The organism is Bacillus sp. AF62 (genome assembly GCF_050312695.1).
Classification (GTDB): Bacteria; Bacillota; Bacilli; order Bacillales; family Bacillaceae_G; genus Bacillus_A; species Bacillus_A cereus.
In genome coordinates, this window is record NZ_JBNPJZ010000047.1 from 69,611 (window position 1) to 94,066 (window position 24,456).

Here is a 24,456-nt window from a genome sequence, read left to right on the forward strand (position 1 = left end):
GTAACTTAAAATGAACGGAGGGGCTTCCTTTGATCTTAATCAGATTACGTCTCAATACTTTGTGCCAATAATTGAATAGCGCTCAAAGGCTCTGTCTGTGTACAGAGTGAACGGGATTGGTCTGCCTATTTTAAAGGAACCCTTTATTAAACTTATATGTGAAAAAGAGGGAGGGACGAATACGCCCTCTTTTTGTTTTGCCTTTATAAATAGAATGGGATTGTATAAGTGAACACTTACTGTGGATACGTATACAATCTTGGGACTTTTTGACTATAAAATAGGATGAAAGCATAGCTTTCTTCTATTTCTTTGGTGAACCCTTATCCGTTTACGAAAACACAGGCAGCGACCTGTGTTTTTTATTTTACGTAATCGAAATGGAGGAATAAATATATGGAAGAAGTATTACAAAGAGCAGTTTTAGTTGGAGTAAATGTAGGTAATGAAGATGATTTTGCATATTCGATGGAAGAGTTAACAAATCTTGCGGAAGCTTGTGATGTAGAGGTAATTGGGCAAGTAACGCAAAATTTACAACGAGTAAATCCATCGCATTATATCGGAAAAGGAAAGATTGAAGAAGTTGCAGCGTATGTACAAGAAATAGATGCGAATATGGTTATCTTTAATGATGAGTTATCTCCTTCACAAATTCGAAATTTAGAAGAGGATTTAGATTGTAAGGTAATTGATCGTACCATTTTAATTTTAGATATTTTTGCGCAACGTGCGAAAACGAAAGAAGCACAGCTACAAGTAGAAGTAGCACACCTTCAGTATATGATGCCTCGTTTAATCGGTCTTCGTGAATCGTTAGGGAGACAGAGCGGCGGCGTTGGTACGAAAAATAAAGGTGTCGGTGAAAAGAAGTTAGAGTTAGACCGTCGTAAAATTGAAGAACAAATTTCAGTTTTGAATAAAGATTTAGAAGCGCTCGTTGCCCAGCGTCAAACGCAGCGAAAGCAGCGTAAGAAAAATGAAATACCTGTTGTAGCATTAGTAGGTTATACGAATGCAGGAAAGTCAACGACGATGAATGCAATGCTTGAAATTTATAATGGTACAGAAGAAAAACAAGTATTTGAAAAAGATATGTTATTCGCGACGTTAGAAACATCTGTACGAAATATTGATTTGCCAGATAATAAATCATTTTTATTAACAGATACAGTTGGATTTGTAAGTAAATTACCACATCATCTTGTGAAGGCGTTCCGTTCAACATTAGAAGAAGTAGCGGAAGCAGACCTACTTATTCACGTTGTAGATTACGCAAATCCAAATTATGAACAATTAATTGATATTACAAATGAAACGTTAAAGAAAATTGGAGTAGAAAATATTCCAACGATTTATGCTTATAATAAATCAGATATGGTAGATGTTGAAATTCCGAAAGTGCAAGAAGATCGCGTTTATTTATCAGCGAAAAAACATGTTGGAATTGAAGAACTTGTAGAAATGATTCGCTCACACATCTATAAAGAATATACGAAGTGTGAAATGTTAATTCCATATGATCAAGGACAGGTAGTTTCGTATTTCAATAATCATGCACACGTTTTATCTACGAGTTACGAAAACGAAGGTACCAAATTACAAATAGAATGTAAGACGAGTGATTACGAGAAGTATAAGCATTTTGCAATTTAATGTAAGAGGCAACCCAGTATGTGATTGGGTTGTCTTTTTTTGTACTGTTTTACCGCTGAAAGTTACAAGGATGCAAGCCAATGACGGGAGTTAAGTTATATTTCTGGAAAAAGAAATGAAAGCAGTATAGAATAGAAATGTTTCAAAAGTCAGAATTTATTACACCTACTGTAATAAATATATATTTTGTACAGAAAGGGGAGATTCACATATGCAGGCAGTTTCACACAAAAAAACTGTAGAAACACCGACAATATATCGAATTTTATTTGCGATTAGCTTTGGGCATTTTTTAAATGATTCGATGCAAGCAGTTGTGCCGGCGTTGTTTCCTATTTTGGAAAAAACGATGAATTTATCCTATATGCAAGTAGGGTGGATTGCGTTTGCATTAAATATGACGTCATCGATTATGCAACCGGTGTTTGGTATGTATTCAGATAAGAAGCCGTCACCATTTTTATTACCACTCGGCATGTTTTCAAGTATGCTTGGAATGATTGGACTCGCGTTTGCACCAAACTTTATTATTGTTATTATTTCTGTTTTATTTATTGGTTTAGGTTCCGCGGTCTTTCATCCAGAAGGCGCTCGTGTTGCGTATATGGCGGCAGGTGCAAAACGAGGGTTAGCGCAAGCAATTTATCAAGTTGGGGGAAACACGGGGAATTCTTTAGCTCCTATTTTTACAGCACTAATTTTCGTTCCACTCGGTCAAATTGGTTCATTAGGTTTTACAGCATTTGCAGCAGTAGGAATTGTATTATTAATTTTCGTATCGAATTGGTACAAAAATGAATTAGCAACCGGTGCTGTAAGAAGGAAGAAGAGGGCTGCACTTGAGGCGGAAAATGCAATTGTAAGTACACACATTAAATTCGTTATTATACTTCTTGTTTTTCTTACTTTTGTACGCTCTTGGTATGGTGCTGGTATCGGGAATTTCTATCAATTTTACTTAATAGAGCATTATGGTTTATCTATAAAAAATGCCCAGTATTTCGTATTCGCATTTATGATTGCTGGTGTGTTAGGAACTTTCTTCGGAGGACCATTAGCAGATCGATTTGGTAAGAAAAATATCATTGTATTTTCAATGTTAGGTTCAGCGCCACTTGCACTGTTATTACCACATGTCTCACTTGTGTGGGTCGTACCGTTATTTTTATGTATCGGTTTTATTAGTTCAAGTAGTTTTAGTGTAATTGTTGTATATGCACAAGAGCTTGTACCTGGAAAAGTGGGAATGGTGTCAGGATTAATCGTAGGTCTTGCGTTTGGACTTGGAGCATTAGGTGCTGTAGTTCTTGGGAAATTAGCAGATATATATAGCCTGCAATTTATTATGCTATTATGTAGTTGTCTACCATTAATTGGACTCACTTCATGGTTACTGCCAAGTGATAAGAAAACGATAGAATAGGAGATGCGCTATGAAATTGTGTGAAAACGTTACGGAATTAATAGGAGATACACCTGTCGTCCGATTATCTAAATTTATTCCGGAAGACGCAGCAGATGTGTATGTGAAACTAGAAATGTTTAATCCATCGCGCAGTGTGAAAGACCGTGCTGCTTATAATTTACTTCATGTTGCAGAAGAAAATGGTCTCATCAAACCAGGAGATACAATTATTGAACCGACAAGCGGGAATACAGGGATTGGTTTAGCGATGAATGCAGCAGCTAAAGGGTATAAAGCGATTTTAATTATGCCAGATAATATGTCAAAAGAGCGTATTAATTTATTGAAAGTATACGGAGCAGAAGTAGTTTTAACACCAGCAGAACAAAGAATGCCAGGAGCAATTGCGAAGGCGTTAGAACTGCAAAAACAAATACCGAATAGTTTTATCCCGCAACAATTTGAAAATCCAGCTAATCCGAATATTCACCGTTATACGACTGCACTTGAAATTTACGAACAAATGGATGGAGAGCTTGATGTTTTTGTTGCAACGGCAGGAACAGGCGGAACGATTACAGGGACTGGTGAAACGTTAAAAGAGAAATTGCCAAACTTATATATTGCAGTAGTGGAACCGAAAGGATCTCCCGTTTTATCCGGTGGTGTACCAGGTCCTCATAAACTAGTAGGAACAAGCCCAGGATTTATTCCGAAAAACTTAAATACAGAAGTGTATAACGAAATTATTCAAATTGCAGATGAAGAGGCTTTAACGACAATGAGAAACTTAGCTAGACAAGAAGGATTATTAGTTGGGCCATCTTCTGGAGCATCTGTTTACGCTGCAATCATGATAGCGAAACGCCTAGGCGTTGGTAAAAAAGTTTTATGTATTGCGCCTGATACAGGTGAACGTTATTTGAGCATGGGGTTATTTGAATAAAAAGGATAGAAACACCTTAATAGTGAATAGCTGCTATTAAGGTGTTTGTTTTATGGAATGAAGAGGGGGAGAAGAACAATGAAACTATTAAAACCAATCCATGAATATAGTGAGCATATTACGGCGTATAGACAAGCGTTTTTACACTCAGGGGAACAACCACATGGAAGTAGTTCTTTACAAAACTTTGATTCTCTTGATGAATGGTTTGAAAAAGTTAGTAAACAAGAACTAGGAGAAAATTTACTAGCTAATCGAGTGCCATCTAGTCAGTTTTTAAGTTTTGAAAAAGGGAAACTTATAGGTTTTGTGAATATTAGACATAGATTAAATCCAGAATTATTACGGGAAAGCGGTCATATTGGATATAGTGTCCATCCGAATAAACGTCGCCACGGTTACGCTACGAAACAACTACAACTTGCATTAGCTGAAGCGCAAAAATTAGGATTGCAGAAAGTATTAATAACTTGCGATAAATCCAATATCGGTTCTGCTAAAACGATTCAAAAGGTTGGAGGTGTGTTAGAAAATGAAGTAGTTTCTTCTCGTACTGGTGAAGTTATTCAGCGCTATTGGATAGAAATATGATTAAGTAGGAATTTGAAAAGGTAATGCAAGCTGTAATATCGAAATAGATAAATGAAATATAGGGGATTATTGCAATTTTAGGGGGAAATGAAATGGGATTAAAAGAGAAAGCGATAGAGATGTCAGAGATTTATAGGAAAAATCCGAAAGTAGAAGCTATTATTTTAGCGGGTTCAGTAGCTAGAAAGCTTGAAGATGAACATTCAGATATAGAATTACATATTTTATGGTCAACACCGCCGGAAGATGAGGATCGTAGGGCCCCTATTTATCATATTGATGGGAAAATATTATCGTATCATCCGTATGAGGAAGAAGAATGGTCGGAAACGTATTTAACGAAAGAGGGAATTAAATTAGAGATTAGTAACTTTTTAACAGAGACAGTAGAGAAAGTGATTTCGGATGTGGTGGATCAATATGATATAAGTTATGAAAAACAATGTGTTGTATCATCCATTCATGATGGTGTTAGTTTGTATGGAGAAGGGAAAGTGAATGAATTAAAAGAAAAAGTAGCGGCATATCCAGATGAACTAGCAAAACGGATGATTTCAGAAAATCTATGGTTAAGTAATCGTTGGCACAATCGAAAGGCGCTTTTAAAACGGAAAGATTGGCTTATGCTTTATGACGTTATTTGCGAAGTACAAAGGAACGTATTCGGTGTTTTATTTGGTTTGAATAAAATGTACGTACATCATCCAGCGTTTAAATGGATGCCTAATAATGTGGAACGAATGACTATTAAACCTGAAAAATTATATGAACGTATGGCGGACACATTAATAGGGAATCCAGAAAAAAGTGTGCAGGAGTTAGAGTTGCTAATAGAAGAAGTGTTGCAACAAGTTCATACATACGCGCCAGGAGTAAATGTGGATGAGCAAGAAAAATCTATTTTTTATTTTGTGAAATAGAAAATAGTAATAAGGGGGGAAGTTATGGGTTTTTTTAATAGGTTTTTTAAAAAAGTTGAAAAAGTAAATGAGCAAGAAGCTACTCTTCATGAATTAAGTGAAGAATTGTATGTTGAATCACCGGTAGAGGAAGCGACTAGTTACTGGGTATCAATGGCACAAAATATAATTGTTAATGCTGTAAAAGCGGCTGACAATGATGTGGAACGTGCCTTCGTGTTATTGAATTTGAAGAAAGGTGAGGCTTCATTTGATATTTTTTATCAAATAAATGGGCAATTGTATTTCTGGGATCAGCTAGAAAATGAGACGATAAGAAATAGAATTCAGAACGAGTTGTTACCGCAAGCTCCAGAAGTTTCAAATGCAGTAAATGAGCAATTTCGTGGAGCTGATCACCCTATAATTTCGTTCGCACAATTGCAGTTTGAATGGGAAACGAAAGCCTGGTTCTCACATATAATTTGGGAAGATAGCCTTGCTGCTCAATTGCCCAAAACTCAAATTCTAAATGAATGGTTTCGTGTAATTAAAGAAGAAACGAAAAATAGACCACTGGATAGTGATGCGAAATTTTCTTGGTATCCATCAAACTCTTAAAAAATGAATACAGAGAGACAGGTTATGTTTCTAGATGATTTGTATTATTGAATAAGTATCAATAATACGTAATTCTTTTTCTATTGCCTGTTAGAATTCGTTATGTACTAAGCTACTTGTTTTCTAAACTAAAACTTATATTTTGAATTTTTAAATAGATTGTAATACATAAAAATTCAAAATATAAGTTGACACTATTTTTAATGTGTGATAAAAATGATAGTAATCAATTCGGAAAATAATATTTGGGCAATGAAAGGGTATAGTAGTGAATATCTCCCTATTTCAGAGAGCTGATGGTTGGTGTGAATCAGTATATAGATTATTCATGAAGTTCGTCCTGGAGCATCTTTCATAAATCTCGCATTATGAGGAAATGAAAGACGGTAGTTTATACCGTTATCAAATAAAGTGGTGAAGATTTTTTCACAACTAGGGTGGTACCGCGATATTTATCGTCCCTACGTATTTACGTAGGGACGTTTTTTATTTAGGTCCTAACTTTGGTGTGTCTTCATAACTAGGGTGGTACCGCGATATTTTATCGTCCCTACGTTTTTGCGTAGGGGCGTTTTTATTTAGGTGGTTTCTTAGTGTTCTTCACAACTAGGGTGGTACCGCGATATTTTTGTCGTCCCTACGTATTTACGTAGGGACGTTTTTTTATTAGGGAGGAAGTGAACGTATTAGAAAAGAGTATTGATAGAACAATATAAATACCGAATTGTAACAAAGAAAAAGAGATAGAGAGGAGATTAACAAATGAATTCACAGCAATGGACATCGAAATTAGGTTTCGTATTAGCTGCAGCAGGTTCGGCAATTGGTCTTGGGGCGATTTGGAAATTCCCATATATGGCCGGCATTGGAGGAGGCGGAGCGTTCTTCCTAATTTTCATCGGTTTCACATTATTAATTGGTTTACCGCTATTATTAGCTGAATTTGTTATTGGAAGAAGTACACAAAAAGAGGCTGTCGATGCATATAGAGAGATTGCTCCTAAAACGTTATGGCCTTGGTTAGGTAAATTAGGAATTGTAACATGTTTCATATTACTTTCTTTCTACAGTGTTGTAGGAGGCTGGATTTTATTATATTTATGGAATGCAATTACAGGTAGACTATGGGAAGGAAATGGAGCATACGAAGCTACGTTTGGTGAAATCATTTCCAATCCATATTTAGCAGTTGGATCACAGCTATTATTCATCCTTATTACTATTTTCATCGTAAGTAAAGGTGTACAAAATGGTGTTGAAAAAGTAAATAAATATTTCATGCCAGCATTATTCGTTTTATTCTTTGTATTAATCGTTCGTGCACTTACATTAGATGGTGCTGGAGAAGGCGTTCGTTTCTTCTTACAACCTGATTTCTCACATGTAACATCAGAAGTTATATTATACGCAATGGGGCAATCGTTCTTCTCATTATCTGTCGGGGTAGCCGTTATGGTAACGTATAGCTCATACTTACCGAAAGAAGAAAGCTTACCACATTCAGCATTTTCTATCGTAGCCTTAACTCTTGTTATTACATTACTTGCAGGACTTGCAATTTTCCCAGTTGTGTTCGCATTTGGAATGGAACCATCTCAAGGGCCGGGACTATTATTTATCGTTTTGCCAGCTATTTTCAGTAAAATGGCGTTCGGAAAATTATTCTTCATTGTTTTCTTATTACTATTCTTCTTCGCTACGATTACATCAGCAATTTCGATGTTAGAAATTAGTGTTGCATCGTTAACATCAAAAGGTAAAGGGAAACGTGAAAAAATGGCCTTAATCGTAGGGTTATTAATCTTCGTTGTTGGGGTACCATCAGCATTATCATTCGGTATATTAAGTGATCTGAAGATTTTCGGAAAGACAGTCTTTGATTTAGCGGACTATGCAGTAAGTAACGTTTTAATGCCACTTGGTGTATTATTAGTTTCTATCTTTGTTCCTTTAAAAATGAAGAAAGATGTATTAATGAAAGAGCTAGGTGTAAGTAAAAATAAAGGTTATAAACTATTCGTATTATGGTTATTCTTACTTCGTTATATCGCACCAATTGCGATTATTATCGTATTCTTAAATGTACTTGGCATTATATAAAAAGAAAGATAGCGTATCATACATAGATACGCTACCTTTTTATTTTGCTCTTTTTTGCAATTCATTTACTGTTACGAACTGATAGCCCTTCTTAGATAAAGAATCTAAAATACCTTCAATCGTTTTAAAATTTTCATTAGACTCATCATACATAGAATGCAGTAAAATGATAGAACCTGGTTTTACATTTTTATTAACATATTCAATTTTATCAGCTGCAGATTTATAAAAAGTATCGGGCTCAAGATCCCATATAATCGTTTCGATATTATTTTTATTTAAATAATAGGGTAGTCCAATTAATTTTTTTCCGTTAGGGGGCCTAAAATTAATTTCGTCTGTAAATCCTGTTTGGCGGATTAATGAATTCGTTTTTTCTATTTCATCTTTAATAAAAGAAGGTGTTTTGAAAACCATTCTATTATGAGAATATGTATGGTTTCCAAGTTGGTGCCCAGATTGCGCGATAGCTTCTCCTAACGATAAATTTTGCTCTAATTCATTTCCAATTAAAAAGAAAGTAGCTTTAGCGTTGTATTTATCTAGTAGCGGTAATATTTGTTTTACATTGTTAGTAGGGCCATCATCAAAAGTTAAAGCAATCACTTTTTCATTTGTTTCTACGCGCTGTGTTAAATCTCCAAATAATTGAAAGCTTCTTGCGTTCATCAATTTGTATGTTCCGAATAATGCCGTGATAATAAAGAATAGTGTAACGATTGTAATGATAATTTTTTTCTTCATAATGTAACCTCACAATGATTTTTAATTCAGTTAAAAAGTATTATATCAAACTAAGTAATTTCGTGCTTTAAGAAGGGTGTGGATGCAAGGAGAAGGAATTTATCATATAATAAAATGCAAAAGGTATATTAGGAGGTGTTTATATGGCGATTATAATTCAATTGCCAGACACTGCAACGTCTCATGCAAAGCCAAGTATGGAAATGGCGATACTTTGCGTGAGGTAGACAAGTAATATACAATCGCCTATATGAGCTCGTATCATTTTTTATATTTGGCTTTGCACCTTATTGAAATGGACCATAAAAAATAAGGGGCGAGCAGAAATGAAATACGTAAAAGCTAATGCTGTTTTACCAGAGAGTTTAATTACTGAAATTCAAAAGTATATACAAGGTGAAACAATTTACATTCCGAAACAAGAAACGAAACATTATAAATGGGGTACACGATCTGGCGGAAGAAAACAACTAGATGAAAGAAATAAAGCAATTAAAGAAGCGTTTAAAAGTGGGATTGCTATTCATCAACTTGCAGAAGAATATTTTCTTTCTGGGGAAACGATTAAAAAGATTGTGTATTCTAAATAAGAAGAAAAGAGTCTGATTCATATATTACTTTGAATCAGACTCTTTTTGTTTTATATGTATTGGATATATGAGGTGTGAACGGGCATGATAATAGAAAAAATGTGCCGTTTTTTTATTAAATGGTATACAGAGCACTTGAAAAGTAGAAAGGTGAACATATATGAATCATATTGGACAAATAACGATAGAGCTTTTAGTTGGTTTTTTTGTTCTATTAATTGCTACAAAAATATTAGGGAAAACACAAATATCTCAGCTAACGCCATTTGATTTTATTTCTGCAATCGTCCTAGGTGAGCTCGTTGGAAATTCAATATATGATCCTAAAATTAAAGTATGGTCTATTTTATATTCAGTATTTGTTTGGGTAATTTTAATTTATACTATAGAAGTGATAACACAAAAAGTAAGAGGAACAAGAAGGTTTTTTGAAGGGTATCCTTCAATTATTATTCGTAACGGAAAGATTGATCGTGAACAATTAAGTGTAAATCATTTGGATATAAACCAATTACAACAAATGCTTAGGCAACAAAAAGATATATTTTCAATCCGAGAAGTTGAATATATGATATTGGAACCGAACGGAAACATAAGCGTTCTGAAAAAAAGTAAATACGAATCTCCTACTATAAATGATTTAAGTTTAAAACATAAGCCTGTATACTTACCAATTTCATTAATTAGTGATGGAAAAGTAGTTAAGGATAATTTGAGGGAAGCGGGATTTGATGAAGGATGGCTTTATAAACAAATAAAGCAAAAAGGAATTACTAAATTTGAAGACGTATTATATGCGGAATGGAAAACAGATGATGGCTTCTTTTGTCAGGAAATGCAGCGGTAGAGAATAAGTGATATATGTAATGTTTGTTTCTAAGTTATCTTTTACATATCAAAAAACGTAATCATTGTATACAATAAAACTAGATCAACAATTTGTATGGAGTGATAAAGATGGAAGCGTTTATTAGAAGTGATCAATATAATTTTATAAAATCACAAGCTTATATTTTAGCAAACGGGCATGCAACGGCAAATGATAGAGGTGTAATTCAAGCGTTAAAATCGCTTGCGATTGAAAAGATAATACATGTATTTGAGAATTTAACGGATGAACAGAAAGAGTTAATTGATACGGTATTAACAGTTCAAAATAGAGAAGATGCAGAATCATTTTTAATGAAAATAAATCCGTATGTAATTCCGTTTCAAGAAGTTACAGCACAAACATTAAAAAAATTATTTCCTAAAGCGAAAAAGTTAAAACTTCCTGATATGGAAGAAATGGATATGAAAGAAATATCTTATTTAAGCTGGATTGATAAGGGGTCAAGCAGGAAATTTATTATAGCGAAAAATGATAAAAATAAATTTGTTGGTCTGCAAGGAACGTTCCAAAGTTTAAATAAAAAAAGCATTTGTTCGTTATGTCATGGACATGAAGAAGTAGGAATGTTTTTAGTTGAAATTAAAGGCGATGTACCAGGAACTTTCGTTAAAAAGGGAAACTACATTTGCAAAGATGGTGTAGCTTGCAATCAGAATATGAAATCGCTAGATAAATTGAACGATTTTATTGAACGCTTGAAGAAATAACGAGAAAACCTCTAGTATTTAAACTGGAGGTTTTTATTTTTTGAAGAAGTAAAATAAGCTTTCTTTGTAAATGTAGATTTATAATGAAATTTGATAAAAATATCTATTATGATACAGTTGCTTATATGCAAGGAGGTAAAACATGGATTACCTTTTATCGAAAGAAAAAGTGAAGCGATGGCCCAAAGATATGATAGCGGCGGGGCGTTGTCATACAGTTGGCCTGAAATCGGATGGCACGGTAGTAGCGGTGGGCCGGAATAAAGAAGGGGAATGTAATGTAAGTGGCTGGCGAGATATTGAAGCAGTCGCAGTGGGCAATGTTCATATGGCAACGAACACGGGTAATGCTCATACAATCGGTCTTACATGTGACAGTACTGCGGTAGCAGTGGGTTGGAATAAGCATGAACAATGTGATGTAAACGATTGGCATAATATTGTAGCGGTTGCGGCAGGGTGGCGTCGTACTATTGGCCTGAAATCGGATGGCACGGTAGTAGCGGTGGGCCGAAATAAAGAAGGAGAATGCAATGTAAGCAGTTGGCAAGGTATTGTGGCAGTCACAGCAGGTGACTGGCACACAGTCGGTCTTAAATTGGACGGCACATTGACGACTGTGGGGAATAATCGATATGGTCAATGCAATGTAAGTAGCTGGCGAGGTATTGTAGCGGTCAAGGCTGGGTATCTTCATACTGTTGGTCTTAAACGAGACGGTACGGTGACAGCAGTGGGGAATGATAAACATAACCAGTGTGATGTAAGTGGCTGGCGAGATATTGTAGCAATAGCGGCTGGTACGAATCATACAATCGGACTTAAATCAAACGGTACCGTGGTGGCAGTGGGTTGGAATGAGTATGGTCAATGTAACGTAAGTGATTGGAGAGATATTGTAGCGATAGCGGCTGGTTGTGCACATACAGTCGGACTAAAATCAGACGGCACGGTGATCGCGGTAGGTAATAATGAATTTGGCCAATGCGATGTAGGTAGCTGGCGCGACATTCGGTTGCCTGGCAAATAGTCAATTTACAATAAATCATTAGTAATATTATTCTATTTTAGGAGTAATTATGGAATAGGATATGTAGAAAATAATTAAACTTAAATCTGCTGAATAAGAATCTCTTTTGAAAAGGGATTCTTATTATTTTTCATAAAATGAGGGTATAAATGGAATTTTTGAACAAATTTTATTTCAAAATTACAGTAGAAGATATAAATTAAAAAGTATAGAGGAGATAAAGGAATGCTTAAAAGGTTTTTACTTTCTTTACCGGATGTTTTACTTATATGTATCGTTCTCTACATAATGTACACAAATTCTTTTAGTTTTGGACAGATGCTAGTAATTTCCATTGCAATCGGAATTATTGGTGGTCTTGCTATTAGAATTTGTAAGGATGTATTCACGTATATAAGATGGACAATTAAACAAAGAAAAAATTGAATATGTTTAATAGTTATTAGGAGGGAATGAAATGACTAAGAAAAAGAATAGAGTGAAAAACGAGATAGTACTTTGGTCACTAACAGCAATTGTTCTATTAATTGTATGGTACTTTTATCAAAAATAAAAACGCATCGTACTCAAAAAGCACGATGCGTTTTTATTATTTTTTTTGCCAATTTTCTTTTATAAAGTCTTCACGACCAGATTCCTTTTGCTCAGTAGCATATTTCTCTGGATTCTTTTTATAGAAATGTTGGTGGTATTCCTCTGCTTCGTAAAAAGGTGCAGCAGGACGAATTTCAGTCACGATTGGATCTTTAAACATACCGCTTTCTGCAAGAGCTTGTTTTGATTTTTCAGCAAGCCCTTTTTGTGTTTCGTTATGATAAAAAATAGCGGTACGATAAGATGGACCACGGTCAAAAAATTGTCCGCCATCATCAGTTGGATCGATTTGTGGCCAATATAAGTCTAGTAATTTCTGATAAGGAAAAATAGAAGGATCGAATGTAATTTGAACAACTTCTAAATGTCCAGATGTTCCAGCTTTTACTTGTTCATATGTTGGGTTTTCTACATGACCTCCTGCATAGCCAGAAAGTACTTTATGAATACCAGGAAGTTCATCAAATGGTTTTACCATGCACCAAAAGCAACCGCCTGCGAAGGTTGCGAGTTCGTATGTTTTTTCGGACATTGCTGTAATCCTCCTAAATGTATATGTTTTATATAGTATTATATAAATTGTTTTATTGCGCAATAAAAAAGATTTGAAAATATATGTTTTTTATAAACAAGATCCTCCGCTCACATCAATTAATTGTCCAGTAACCCAGCGGCTGTCTGGAGAAGCAAGGAATGCAGCAGTATCGGCAATGTCTTCTACTTCACCTAAGTGATTGAAAGCGGAAATAGTAGTAGCGTACTGCTTCATCATCGGGTCGCTCAAGAGTTCTGCATTCATATCTGTTTTAATAAATCCTGGAAGTATTGCATTCACCGTTATTCCTCGTGCTCCAAGCTGTTTTGCTAGCGTAAAAGTCATTGTATTAATAGCGCCTTTCGTCATACTATATGCAACAAAATCAGGTAAAGAAATGCGGGTGGCAGCGGATGAAATATTAATAATTCGGCTATTGTCACGTAAACGTGGCAGTGCTTGTTGAATGATAAAGAATGGTGCTTTTGCATTTACTGAAAACATTCTATCAAAAAATTGTTCAGTCGTTTCTTCAATAAAAGCACCAGGACCAATGCCAGCATTGTTTATTAAAATATCAAATTGTGTTTCACCAGTGCGCATTTGTAATTCAGTATCTAAAGCGTTATAAAGGTTTTCTACACCGTGTAAGGATTCTAAATTTGCGCCGATAGAAAAAGCTTGGCCACCATCTGATCGAATTTCATGAACAGTTTCTTCAGCGTCATCTTTTCGATTACCGTAATGAACAGCAACCAATGCACCGTCATTTGCTAAACGTTTAGCGATTGCTCGTCCAATTCCTCGGCTTGCTCCTGTAACTAACGCTACTTTCCCTTTTAACATAGTTTCCTCATCTCCTCATAAACTTTATAAGTTTTTCTTTATGTAGTAATGCAAACATACTTAAGTAATATATGAGTGTATGTAAGTAATGCATTCCAATTTTGATTTGAGAAAAAATAAATAGAATGAATTTTGATTTTTTTGAAAAAACATGTTGACAAGGAAAAGAACAACGTCCTATAATACGTGTAACAAATAAAAGTCAATTAAGAATTTTCTAACTTTATATGTTGTATATGCAAAGAAGAGGAAAGTAGATGATTATGATCGTTTCAGAGAGCTACTCCAAGGCTGTGAGGGTAGTAACAATCGAATCATTGAAGATCACCTCGGAGCATCGCTTGCGAAAGGGAAACTGAGTAGAGGGCGGCGGCATCGTCTCCGGTAAAAGGACGGAGGTCTGATTGGACCTACAAAGCTTATATTTCGTGAGAAGTATAAGGAAGCTGAGTGGTAACGCGAAACTCTCGCCTCAGCAATCAAAGCTACTAAATTGTAGTAGTTGATTGCTGAGGCGAGAGTTTTTATTTTTAAAAATAGAAGAAGAGAATGCGTAGAAGAGGAGAGTAAATGATAAAGATTGTTTCAGAGAGCTGCCCCGAGGCTGTGAGGGTGGTAACAATTCACTCATTGAAAATCACCTTGGAGCACTACTTTTGAAAACTAGTAAAAAGTAGCGGGGTTGTTCCCGATAGAAAAACAAAAGTCTAATTGGACTTGCAGAGCTTATATTTCGTGAGAAGTATAAGGAAGCTGAGTGGTACCACGATTCCCTCGTCTCAGCAATGGATTGCTACAAGTATGTAAGTAATCGATTGTTGAGACGAGTATATTTTTAAGGTTTATATACTGAATATTCTGTTAAAAATACTCATCTCAGCAATCGATGTAGAAATAGATTGCAAAAAATAGAGAAAAAAAGAGGAGCGATGTGAGATGGGAAACCAGTACATTTACATGAATGGGGAATTTGTAGAAAAAGAAAAGGCAGTTGTTTCAGTATATGATCACGGTTTTTTATACGGAGACGGTGTATTTGAAGGGATTCGTAGTTACGGAGGAAATGTATTTTGTTTAAAAGAACATGTGAAACGATTGTATGAATCAGCGAAATCTATTTTACTAACAATTCCAATGACGGTAGAAGAAATGGAAGAAGCAGTTTTACATACACTCCAAAAAAACGAATATACTGATGCTTACATTCGCTTAATTGTCTCAAGAGGAAAAGGTGACTTAGGGCTCGATCCGAGAAGTTGTGTGAAGCCGAGCCTAATTATCATTGCAGAACAATTAAAGTTATTCCCACAAGAATTTTATGATAATGGGCTAAGCGTTGTATCGGTTGCATCAAGACGTAATACGCCAGATGCGTTAGATCCACGTATTAAGTCAATGAATTATTTAAATAACGTACTTGTAAAAATTGAAGCAGCACAAGCAGGAGTGTTAGAGGCTTTTATGTTAAATCAACAAGGATATGTTTGTGAAGGTTCTGGTGATAATGTTTTCGTTGTGAAAGATGGAAAAGTATTAACCCCGCCATCCTATTTAGGAGCATTAGAAGGTATTACGAGAAATAGTGTTATCGAGCTATGTGAGCGACTGAGTATTCCGTGTGAGGAAAGACCATTCACTCGCCATGATGTATATGTAGCGGATGAAGTATTTTTAACAGGAACAGCAGCGGAGTTAATTCCAGTTGTAAAAGTTGATTCCAGAGAAATTGGAGATGGGAAACCAGGAAGTGTAACGAAACAATTGACCGAAGAATTTAAAAAATTAACGAGAGAAAGAGGAGTACGTGTTCCCGGGCTGACGGAAAGCTTAGCGTAAATAAGGAGATGAGTTAATGGAAATGAAGCAGCAGTATACAGCGTATGAGAAATTACAGTATGAAGAAATGACAGGCGCTGGGCACGTGATTCAATGTTTGAAGAAATTGGGTGTAACGACCGTTTTCGGCTATCCAGGCGGAGCGATTTTACCAGTATACGATGCGTTATACGAAAGTGGTTTGAAACATGTTTTAACTCGTCATGAACAAGCTGCCATTCATGCGGCTGAAGGATATGCGAGAGCTTCTGGAAAGGTTGGGGTAGTCTTTGCTACCTCTGGCCCAGGGGCGACAAATTTAGTTACGGGTTTAGCAGACGCTTATATGGATTCGATTCCTTTAGTTGTCATTACCGGGCAAGTTGCAACGCCTTTAATTGGTAAAGATGGATTTCAAGAAGCGGATGTTGTCGGAATTACAGTACCTGTTACGAAGCATAATTACCAGGTTCGTGATGTGAATCATGTATCACGAATTGTGCAAGAAGCTTTTTATATCGCCAAAAGCGGGCGCCCGGGACCAGTATTAATTGATATTCCAAAAGATGTTCAAAATGCAAAAGTCACCAGTTTCTTTAATGAAGAAGTTGATATTCCGGGGTACAAACCAGAACTTGTACCAGACAGCATGAAACTTAGAGAGGTGGCTAAAGCAATTTCAAAATCTAAGCGTCCACTTCTTTATATTGGAGGAGGTGTCATTCATTCAGGTGGATCCGATGAACTCTTCGAATTCGCAAGGGAGAACCGTATTCCAGTCGTTTCAACTTTAATGGGACTTGGTGCATATCCACCGGATGATCCATTGTTTCTAGGGATGCTTGGTATGCATGGGACATACGCTGCTAATATGGCGGTAACAGAATGTGATTTACTACTTGCATTAGGTGTTCGCTTCGATGATCGTGTAACAGGAAAATTAGAACTTTTTTCTCCGCACTCGAAAAAAGTACATATTGATATTGATTCTTCTGAGTTTCATAAAAATGTAACTGTAGAACATCCGATTGTTGGTGATGTAAAAAAAGCGTTACACATGCTGTTACATATGTCTATTTATACACAAACAGACGAATGGCTTCAGAAAGTAAAGACATGGAAAGAAGAATATCCACTTTCTTATAAGCAAAAAGAATCTGAGTTAAAACCACAGCATGTGATCAACTTAGTAAGTGAATTAACGAATGGTGAAGCGATTGTCACAACAGAAGTAGGTCAGCATCAAATGTGGGCTGCTCACTTCTATAAAGCAAGAAAACCTCGGACGTTCCTTACCTCTGGAGGATTAGGAACAATGGGGTTTGGTTTTCCAGCGGCAATTGGTGCTCAGCTAGCTAAAAAAGAAGAACTTGTCATTTGTATTGCAGGTGACGCTTCTTTTCAAATGAACATTCAAGAACTACAAACAATTGCTGAAAATAACATCCCTGTAAAAGTATTTATCATAAATAACAAATTTTTAGGGATGGTAAGGCAATGGCAAGAAATGTTTTATGAAAATCGTTTATCAGAATCAAAAATTGGATCACCAGATTTTGTGAAAGTAGCAGAAGCTTATGGAGTAAAGGGATTAAGAGCAACAAATTCAACCGAGGCAAAACAAGTGATGTTAGAAGCATTTGCTCATGAAGGTCCTGTCGTAGTTGATTTTTGTGTAGAAGAAGGTGAAAACGTATTTCCGATGGTTCCGCCAAACAAAGGGAATAACGAAATGATTATGAAGAGGTGGGAAGAATGAGTCATACTTTTTCACTCGTTATTCATAACGAGCCAAGCGTCTTATTACGTATAAGTGGGATTTTTGCTCGGCGTGGTTATTATATTTCTTCTTTACATTTAAAAGAAAGAGATACTAGTGGTGTTTCTGAAATGAAACTCACAGCAGTTTGTACTGAAAATGAAGCGACATTACTTGTTAGTCAGTTGAAAAAATTAATTGATGTTCTGCAAGTAAATAAATTATAAGGAGTGTATGGAATATGAAAACATATTATGAAAAAGATGCAAATGTAGAGTTATTACAAGGAAAAACTGTTGCAGTAGTTGGTTATGGATCACAAGGTCATGCGCAAGCACAAAATTTACGTGATTCTGGTGTAGAGGTTGTAGTTGGTGTTCGTCCTGGTAAGTCGTATGAAGTAGCGAAAGCGGATGGATTTGAAGTAATGTCTGTTTCAGAAGCGGTTCGAACCGCACAAGTTGTACAAATGTTATTGCCAGATGAACAGCAAGCTCATGTGTATAAAGCAGAGGTAGAAGAGAATCTTCGTGAAGGACAAATGTTACTTTTCTCACATGGATTTAACATTCACTTCGGACAAATTAATCCGCCAAGTTACGTAGATGTAGCGATGGTCGCACCAAAAAGTCCAGGACATCTCGTTCGCCGTGTATTCCAAGAAGGAAATGGTGTTCCGGCATTAGTCGCAGTACATCAAGATGCTACGGGCACGGCATTAAGCGTAGCACTTGCGTATGCAAAAGGTGTAGGTTGTACACGTGCAGGTGTAATTGAAACGACATTCCAAGAAGAAACAGAAACAGATTTATTCGGAGAGCAAGCTGTACTTTGTGGCGGGGTAACTGCACTTGTGAAAGCTGGTTTTGAAACATTAACAGAAGGCGGATATCGTCCTGAAATTGCATACTTTGAATGTTTGCATGAATTAAAGCTAATTGTTGACTTAATGTACGAAGGTGGATTAACGACTATGCGCCATTCTATTTCAGATACGGCAGAGTTTGGAGATTATGTAACAGGATCGAGAATTGTTACAGATGAAACGAAGAAGGAAATGAAGCGTGTTCTTACAGAAATTCAGCAAGGTGAATTTGCGAAGAAATGGATTTTAGAAAATCAAGCAGGGCGTCCGACGTATAATGCAATGAAAAAAGCAGAGCAAAATCATCAATTAGAAAAAGTAGGAGCAGAGCTTCGTGAAATGATGAGCTGGATTCATGCACCGAAAGAATTAGTAAAGAAATAGAGTAAGAGAGTATAAATGAAAAATATGTAAGAGGGGATTTGACAAGATGAGAAGTGACATGATTAAAAAAGGTTTTGATAAAGCGCCGCACCGTAGTTTATTAAAAGCAACTGGTTTGAAAGATGAAGATTTTGATAAACCTTTCATAGCAATTTGTAATTCTTTTATTGAAATTATTCCAGGGCATAAACACTTGAACGAGTTTGGGAAACTTGTAAAAGAAGCCGTTCGCGCGGCAGGTATGGTACCATTCGAATTCAATACAATTGGAGTTGACGATGGTATTGCGATGGGACATATCGGTATGCGTTATTCTCTGCCGAGTCGTGAAATTATTGCAGATTCAGTAGAAACGGTTGTAAATGCACACTGGTTTGACGGCATGATTTGTATCCCAAACTGTGACAAAATTACACCAGGTATGATGATGGCTGCACTTCGTATTAACATTCCGACTGTGTTTGTTTCAGGCGGTCCGATGGCGGCTGGAAAAACGTCAAAAGGAGAAGTTGTTGATTTAAGCTCTGTTTTTGAAGGGGTAGGAGCTTATCAATCTGGGAAAATTTCAGAAGAAGAATTAAAAGATATTGAAGATCATGGCTGTCCATCTTGTGGCTCTTGTTCGGGTATGTTTACCGCGAACTCTATGAATTGTTTATGTGAAGTGTTAGGTTTAGCTCTTCCTGGTAACGGGAGTATTTTAGCAATTGATCCAAGACGCGAAGAGTTAATTAAACAAGCAGCAGAGAAATTGAAAATTTTAATTGAAAGAGATATTAAGCCGCGTGATATTGTAACAGAAGAAGCAATTGACGATGCTTTTGCACTTGATATGGCGATGGGTGGATCAACGAATACAGTATTACATACGCTAGCACTCGCACAAGAGGCAGGACTAGATTATGATATGAATCGTATTGATGCAGTTTCAAGACGTGTACCCCATTTATGTAAAGTAAGTCCAGCCTCAAATTGGCATATGGAAGATATTGATCGTGCGGGCGGGATTAGTGCAATTTTGAAAGAGATGAGCCGGAAAGAAGGAGTACTTCATCTTGATCGAATAACTGCTACTGGGCAAACATTAAGAGAAAATATTGCTGAGGCAGAGATTAAAGATAAGGAAGTTATTCACTCTCTCGAAAACCCTCATAGTGAGGAAGGAGGATTGCGTATATTAAAAGGCAACCTTGCGAAAGATGGAGCAGTTATTAAAAGCGGTGCAACAGAGGTAAAGCGTTTTGAAGGACCTTGTGTTATTTTTAATTCACAAGATGAGGCACTTGCTGGCATTATGCTTGGGAAAGTGAAAAAAGGAGATGTAGTTGTCATTCGTTATGAAGGACCAAGAGGTGGCCCTGGTATGCCAGAAATGTTAGCACCAACATCAGCAATTGCTGGAATGGGATTAGGTGCTGAGGTTGCATTATTAACGGATGGACGTTTTTCTGGAGCTTCACGTGGAATTTCAGTAGGACATATTTCACCAGAAGCAGCAGCGGGCGGGATGATTGCACTTCTTGAACAAGGGGATATTGTATGTATTGATGTTGAAGAACGCTTGCTAGAAGTAAGGGTGAGTGATGAGGAATTAGAAAAGCGTAAAAAAGAATGGAAACGACCAGAACCGAAAGTGAAAACTGGCTGGCTTGGACGTTATGCACAAATGGTAACATCGGCGAATACAGGGGCTGTTCTGAAAATCCCGAATTTTGATTGAGCCAATTTAAAAGAGATAAGGATGATATATAATGGTGCAAAAGATAAAGGAGAGAGTGAAAATTGAAGATATCTTAATGGCCCATAATTGCATGAAAGATATCGTTATTAAAACACCGTTACAACGTGATACAGTTTTATCTGAGAAATATGATTGTGACGTTTATGTAAAACGAGAAGACTTACAATTAATTCGCTCTTTCAAAATTCGTGGTGCGTACAATTTAATTCAAAGCTTACCGAAAGAAAAATTACAAAACGGTGTTGTTTGCGCAAGTGCTGGTAATCATGCGCAAGGAGTTGCTTATACGTGTAATTTATTGAAGATTACGTCAAAAATATTTATGCCCACAACAACACCGAAACAAAAAGTATCACAAGTACAATTTTTCGGTGGTGATTTCGCAGAGATTGTATTAGTTGGTGATACATTCGATAGCTCTTTCCAAGAAGCACAGCGCTATTGTGAAGAAAATAAGATGACATTTGTTCATCCGTTTGATGATCCGTATGTCGTTGCAGGTCAAGGGACAGTGGCAGTTGAAATTATGCATGATATGGAGAAACCGGTTGATTATATCTTTACAGCAATCGGCGGTGGTGGATTAGCATCAGGTGTTGGTACATATGTAAAAGGTGTTAGTCCTACTACAAAGGTTATTGGTGTAGAACCGATGGGAGCTGCATCTATGAAAGAGGCTTTTCTTCAAAATGATAATGTCGCATTAGAGAAAATAGATAGTTTTGTTGATGGGGCAGCGGTTAAAAAGGTAGGAAAGTTAACTTTTGAAACTTGTAGAGATGTAATTGATGACATTGTTTTAGTACCAGAGGGGAAAGTTTGTACGACGATTTTAGAACTGTATAAGAAAAATGCGATTGTAGCTGAACCGGCTGGTGCACTCTCTATTGCAGCACTTGATCTATACAAGGATGAAATAAAGGGTAAAACAGTTGTATGTACGCTAAGTGGTGGAAATAATGATATTGATAGAATGCAAGAAATGAAAGAACGTTCTCTCATTTACGAAGGGTTAAAGCATTATTTCATCATTGAATTTCCACAGCGTTCAGGTGCGCTAAGAGAATTTCTTGATAAAGGATTAGGACCAGAAGATGACATTACGCGCTTTGAGTATATTAAGAAACATAATAAAGAAAATGGTCCAGCATTAGTCGGCGTAGAATTAAAACATAAAGAAGATTATGAGCAATTAATTACTCGCTTTAAAGAAAATAATATTCAATTTATGGAGCTTAATAAAAAACCTGTTTTGTTTGATTTGCTTATTTAATAGAAGGAAAGAGTTAGAATGTAAATAAAAAAGATAGATACAAGCGAGGGAATATAGTGCTTGTTCTATCTTTTTTATAGTTAAACTAGGTACTCATTAAATTCAAGAAGAATAAAGCTAGCTAACCAAAAAAATATCGCAATGCGAATAATTACATACATTGTAAATTCAAAGGGAGTAAGATTTCTCTCTCGCTTTATTTTTTTAAATAGTCTCACAGAATAAAAGGAACATAAAAGTAGGATTGCTATAGACATTTTATAAACGTTCTCTAACAAACTTACATTTTCTAATAAGTCTTTCAGCATGTTTATCACCTATTCTGTAAAGTATATTACAGAGAAATAGATCTTGAGCTGTCTAGTTTCGTTTGTTTTTTATTTTCCCTGTATCATCAATTTCTACATCAGTTGAAATTGTTTGTAAATATTGAAGAGCTTTTTTCTTTTCTCCCTCATTTACAGGGGAAACTTGGTTGTTGCGAATGATATAAGGATTGAATGACATTTGGACATCCTTTCCTTTAAAAGTTAAAGTTAATACGCCAGTTTCAGCGCTTTTCCCATTCACATAACTCGGGAATAAAAAGTTACCTAATGAGTAAGCGATAGGAACTTTATTATAATACTCAAACCCTTGTAACCAATGTGGATGGCTTCCGACAATTGCGTTAGCTCCTGCTTCAACCATTTTAGGTACATATTGCTTTTGGTATTCTACCGGACGATTTGATTTTTCAACGCCCCAATGCATATAGACGATTAAATAGTCTGCATCTTTCTTTTGTTCTTTAATTGTTTTTGTTACAAGATTTAAATCATAGCCATTCGCAACGCCAGGTTTATTCTCATCAGCTACCCAATTAGAATCAGGCATAAATCGAACGAAGGAAAGAAATTTGAACTTTTTCCCTTTTACGGTCATTTCTCGTGCTGTATATGCATCTTTCGCATTTTTTCCGGCTCCAATGTAAGGGAACTTTAATTTTTCTACGTGAGAAATCGTATCTAATAATCCATCTTGCCCATAATCAAGTGTGTGGTTATTTCCAATATTTACGATGTCATATCCAGTATTTTTAATAGCTTGTAGTGTAGATGGATCACTTTTAATCCAAAACAGTTGCCCAGGGCTTTCTTTTCTTTCGTTGTAAATGCCGACTCTAAATTCACAAAAGAAATATCAGCTTTTTTTATTTCTTCTTTTACATGTTGGAATGGGTAATCAGCCCCGTTTTTTTCGATTATAGGACGCAATTGCCAATCAAACATTGTATCACCAGAGAAGGTGAGTGTGATTTCTTGGTCTTCTATTTTCTTTTCGCTTTTTGAAGCGGTTTTACTAGATTTGTTTTGTAAATCGGGTTTGTCTTTTGCTTTTGAAATAAAAGAGTAATTGATTAATAAAACAATCGGTGTAATGAAAAAGGCTATTAACAAAAATCGTTTTAGTAAAGTTTTCATATATACCTTCCCTTTTAATATTATCCCGCAATTAAATTAACACTGAATCTATTAAAGGTAATTAAAGTTACAAAAAATAGCGGGTTATGTAGTGGAAAACATTTGTTAATATTCTCAATATTAAGTTAACATATAGATAACCTGTAAATCAATGTATAAACCAAAATATAGAAATAAAGAATTCGAAGGGTGAAGAATGAGAAATGGTTATATTAGGAGCAGTTGTAAATGGGATTTGTATTATATTTGGTACTTTACTTGGTAAATTATTTAGTAGGATTCCAGAAAGTATGAAAGGGACGATAATGCACGCAATCGGTTTAGCGGTTACTGTGCTTGGGCTTCAAATGGCATTAAAAAGTGAAAACTTTCTTGTTGTCATACTGAGTTTAGTGATTGGTACGGTAATTGGAGAATGGTTACAATTAGAAGAAAAGTTAAAACATTTAGGGGATTGGCTAGAAAATAAAGTTGGATCGAAAGGAAAAGGTAGCATATCAGAAGGTTTTGTAACAGCTACTTTAATTTTTGCAATTGGCGCGATGGGGATACTTGGTGCACTTGACAGTGGGATTCGCGGAAATCATGATATTTTATTTACAAAGGCGATTATCGATGGATTTATTTCTATTATATTAACGACAACTCTAGGAATTGGCGTAGTATTTTCGGCGATTCCAGTTGTTTTATATGAAGGTGGTATTGCAGTTTTTGCAACACAAATTAATAGTTTTGTCCCAAAAGAATTAATGAACCAATTTATAGTGGAGATGACGGCTACGGGCGGCATTATGATATCTGCTATTGGATTGAACTTGCTTAGTATTATTAAAATCAAGGTGGCAAATTTACTTCCAGGTATATTGGTAGTGGGTGTAATTGTTTCAATTATTTATGGTTACGGTTTAATGGATTATTAACCAACTTCATTTAGTGGGAGTTGGTTTTATTATGAAAAAAATGTGGGATTGTAGTGATTTTCACTAGAAAATAGCGGGTT

At 35.8% G+C, this 24,456-nt stretch carries 23 protein-coding genes, 1 pseudogene and 2 other annotated features; of the genes and pseudogenes, 19 read left to right on the plus strand and 5 right to left on the minus strand.

The window, feature by feature from the left end:
- Nucleotides 1-396 precede the first annotated feature (396 nt).
- The 7 genes from hflX (at nucleotide 397) to ACQRBL_RS08670 (ending at nucleotide 8,218) form a co-directional block, all read left to right on the plus strand.
- Nucleotides 397-1,656 (plus strand): GTPase HflX, encoded by a 1,260-nt coding sequence (gene hflX / locus ACQRBL_RS08640; protein ID WP_000393283.1) that lies wholly within the window; start codon nucleotides 397-399, stop codon nucleotides 1,654-1,656.
- A gap of 211 nt (nucleotides 1,657-1,867) precedes the next feature.
- On the plus strand, nucleotides 1,868-3,079 hold the full coding sequence (locus tag ACQRBL_RS08645; protein WP_001149399.1) for an MFS transporter: 1,212 nt from the start codon (nucleotides 1,868-1,870) through the stop codon (nucleotides 3,077-3,079).
- 10 nt (nucleotides 3,080-3,089) lie between these two features.
- A complete protein-coding gene (gene cysK / locus ACQRBL_RS08650; RefSeq protein WP_411995709.1) occupies nucleotides 3,090-4,007 on the plus strand; it encodes a cysteine synthase A in 918 nt (305 codons plus the stop codon).
- Nucleotides 4,008-4,085: 78 nt separating this feature from the next.
- Nucleotides 4,086-4,598, plus strand: a complete 513-nt coding sequence (locus ACQRBL_RS08655; RefSeq protein ID WP_000771274.1) for a GNAT family N-acetyltransferase — start codon at nucleotides 4,086-4,088, stop codon at nucleotides 4,596-4,598.
- A gap of 92 nt (nucleotides 4,599-4,690) precedes the next feature.
- A complete protein-coding gene (locus ACQRBL_RS08660) occupies nucleotides 4,691-5,518 on the plus strand; it encodes a DUF4037 domain-containing protein (protein WP_063547033.1) in 828 nt (275 codons plus the stop codon).
- A 24-nt stretch (nucleotides 5,519-5,542) separates the two neighbouring features.
- Entirely contained in the window at nucleotides 5,543-6,118 is a 576-nt protein-coding gene (locus tag ACQRBL_RS08665) for a hypothetical protein (protein ID WP_000505545.1), read from the plus strand.
- Nucleotides 6,119-6,361: 243 nt separating this feature from the next.
- Nucleotides 6,362-6,584: a binding site (T-box leader), on the plus strand.
- Nucleotides 6,585-6,880: 296 nt separating this feature from the next.
- Entirely contained in the window at nucleotides 6,881-8,218 is a 1,338-nt protein-coding gene (locus tag ACQRBL_RS08670) for a sodium-dependent transporter (RefSeq protein WP_411995708.1), read from the plus strand.
- Between the two features lie 39 nt (nucleotides 8,219-8,257).
- On the opposite strand, the gene ACQRBL_RS08675 is transcribed toward ACQRBL_RS08670, so the two are convergent.
- Nucleotides 8,258-8,962, minus strand: a complete 705-nt coding sequence (locus tag ACQRBL_RS08675; protein WP_000726859.1) for a polysaccharide deacetylase family protein — start codon at nucleotides 8,960-8,962, stop codon at nucleotides 8,258-8,260.
- 326 nt (nucleotides 8,963-9,288) lie between these two features.
- On the opposite strand from ACQRBL_RS08675, the gene ACQRBL_RS08680 reads away from it, so the two are divergent.
- The 5 genes from ACQRBL_RS08680 to ACQRBL_RS08700 all read left to right on the plus strand — a co-directional run bounded on the left by ACQRBL_RS08680 (nucleotide 9,289) and on the right by ACQRBL_RS08700 (nucleotide 12,607).
- Nucleotides 9,289-9,552, plus strand: coding sequence for a CD3324 family protein (locus ACQRBL_RS08680; protein WP_000878325.1), 264 nt, complete (start codon nucleotides 9,289-9,291; stop codon nucleotides 9,550-9,552).
- Between the two features lie 160 nt (nucleotides 9,553-9,712).
- The gene (locus tag ACQRBL_RS08685; protein ID WP_001015543.1) at nucleotides 9,713-10,399 is read left to right on the plus strand and encodes a DUF421 domain-containing protein; all 687 of its coding nucleotides are present in this window, start codon (nucleotides 9,713-9,715) and stop codon (nucleotides 10,397-10,399) included.
- A 110-nt stretch (nucleotides 10,400-10,509) separates the two neighbouring features.
- Nucleotides 10,510-11,151: a FusB/FusC family EF-G-binding protein gene (locus ACQRBL_RS08690; protein ID WP_000387074.1), complete on the plus strand. Its 642-nt coding sequence runs from the start codon at nucleotides 10,510-10,512 to the stop codon at nucleotides 11,149-11,151.
- A gap of 142 nt (nucleotides 11,152-11,293) precedes the next feature.
- The gene (locus tag ACQRBL_RS08695) at nucleotides 11,294-12,181 is read left to right on the plus strand and encodes an RCC1 domain-containing protein (protein WP_044306973.1); all 888 of its coding nucleotides are present in this window, start codon (nucleotides 11,294-11,296) and stop codon (nucleotides 12,179-12,181) included.
- Between the two features lie 225 nt (nucleotides 12,182-12,406).
- Complete coding sequence (locus ACQRBL_RS08700) at nucleotides 12,407-12,607, plus strand: hypothetical protein (RefSeq protein WP_000919314.1); 201 nt, start codon at nucleotides 12,407-12,409, stop codon at nucleotides 12,605-12,607.
- Nucleotides 12,608-12,770: 163 nt separating this feature from the next.
- Here ACQRBL_RS08700 and msrA read toward each other — a convergent pair whose 3' ends face one another.
- Together msrA and ACQRBL_RS08710 are read right to left on the minus strand one after the other, a co-directional pair.
- On the minus strand, nucleotides 12,771-13,307 hold the full coding sequence (gene msrA, locus ACQRBL_RS08705) for a peptide-methionine (S)-S-oxide reductase MsrA (RefSeq protein ID WP_001291883.1): 537 nt from the start codon (nucleotides 13,305-13,307) through the stop codon (nucleotides 12,771-12,773).
- A gap of 90 nt (nucleotides 13,308-13,397) precedes the next feature.
- Nucleotides 13,398-14,156, minus strand: a complete 759-nt coding sequence (locus ACQRBL_RS08710; RefSeq protein WP_411995707.1) for an SDR family oxidoreductase — start codon at nucleotides 14,154-14,156, stop codon at nucleotides 13,398-13,400.
- Nucleotides 14,157-14,701: 545 nt separating this feature from the next.
- Nucleotides 14,702-14,941 (plus strand) — a binding site (T-box leader).
- Between the two features lie 151 nt (nucleotides 14,942-15,092).
- On the opposite strand from ACQRBL_RS08710, the gene ilvE reads away from it, so the two are divergent.
- Genes ilvE through ilvA form a run of 6 tightly spaced genes read left to right on the plus strand, consistent with a single transcriptional unit; the run spans nucleotide 15,093 to nucleotide 21,993 of the window.
- Nucleotides 15,093-15,992 carry a branched-chain-amino-acid transaminase gene (gene ilvE / locus ACQRBL_RS08715; RefSeq protein WP_411995706.1) on the plus strand — a complete coding sequence of 300 codons (900 nt, stop codon included), beginning with the start codon at nucleotides 15,093-15,095 and terminating at the stop codon, nucleotides 15,990-15,992.
- Between the two features lie 22 nt (nucleotides 15,993-16,014).
- A complete protein-coding gene (ilvB, locus tag ACQRBL_RS08720; RefSeq protein ID WP_033691929.1) occupies nucleotides 16,015-17,730 on the plus strand; it encodes an acetolactate synthase large subunit in 1,716 nt (571 codons plus the stop codon).
- Nucleotides 17,727-17,957, plus strand: coding sequence for an ACT domain-containing protein (locus ACQRBL_RS08725; RefSeq protein ID WP_000019909.1), 231 nt, complete (start codon nucleotides 17,727-17,729; stop codon nucleotides 17,955-17,957). The genes ilvB and ACQRBL_RS08725 overlap by 4 nt, the downstream gene beginning before the upstream one ends.
- A 14-nt stretch (nucleotides 17,958-17,971) precedes the next feature.
- The gene (ilvC, locus tag ACQRBL_RS08730; RefSeq protein WP_023521657.1) at nucleotides 17,972-18,979 is read left to right on the plus strand and encodes a ketol-acid reductoisomerase; all 1,008 of its coding nucleotides are present in this window, start codon (nucleotides 17,972-17,974) and stop codon (nucleotides 18,977-18,979) included.
- A 46-nt stretch (nucleotides 18,980-19,025) separates the two neighbouring features.
- Nucleotides 19,026-20,699 carry a dihydroxy-acid dehydratase gene (ilvD, locus tag ACQRBL_RS08735; RefSeq protein ID WP_001255815.1) on the plus strand — a complete coding sequence of 558 codons (1,674 nt, stop codon included), beginning with the start codon at nucleotides 19,026-19,028 and terminating at the stop codon, nucleotides 20,697-20,699.
- A gap of 31 nt (nucleotides 20,700-20,730) precedes the next feature.
- Entirely contained in the window at nucleotides 20,731-21,993 is a 1,263-nt protein-coding gene (ilvA, locus tag ACQRBL_RS08740) for a threonine ammonia-lyase IlvA (protein ID WP_023521659.1), read from the plus strand.
- Nucleotides 21,994-22,073: 80 nt separating this feature from the next.
- Here the strand turns inward: ilvA and ACQRBL_RS08745 are convergent, their stop codons facing one another.
- Both ACQRBL_RS08745 and ACQRBL_RS08750 read right to left on the minus strand, forming a co-directional pair.
- Nucleotides 22,074-22,301 (minus strand): hypothetical protein, encoded by a 228-nt coding sequence (locus ACQRBL_RS08745; protein WP_023521660.1) that lies wholly within the window; start codon nucleotides 22,299-22,301, stop codon nucleotides 22,074-22,076.
- Nucleotides 22,302-22,353: 52 nt separating this feature from the next.
- Nucleotides 22,354-23,456, minus strand: a pseudogene (locus ACQRBL_RS08750) (CapA family protein).
- Between the two features lie 203 nt (nucleotides 23,457-23,659).
- On the opposite strand from ACQRBL_RS08750, the gene ACQRBL_RS08755 reads away from it, so the two are divergent.
- A complete protein-coding gene (locus ACQRBL_RS08755; RefSeq protein WP_000236031.1) occupies nucleotides 23,660-24,376 on the plus strand; it encodes a DUF554 domain-containing protein in 717 nt (238 codons plus the stop codon).
- The last annotated feature ends 80 nt before the right edge of the window (nucleotides 24,377-24,456 follow it).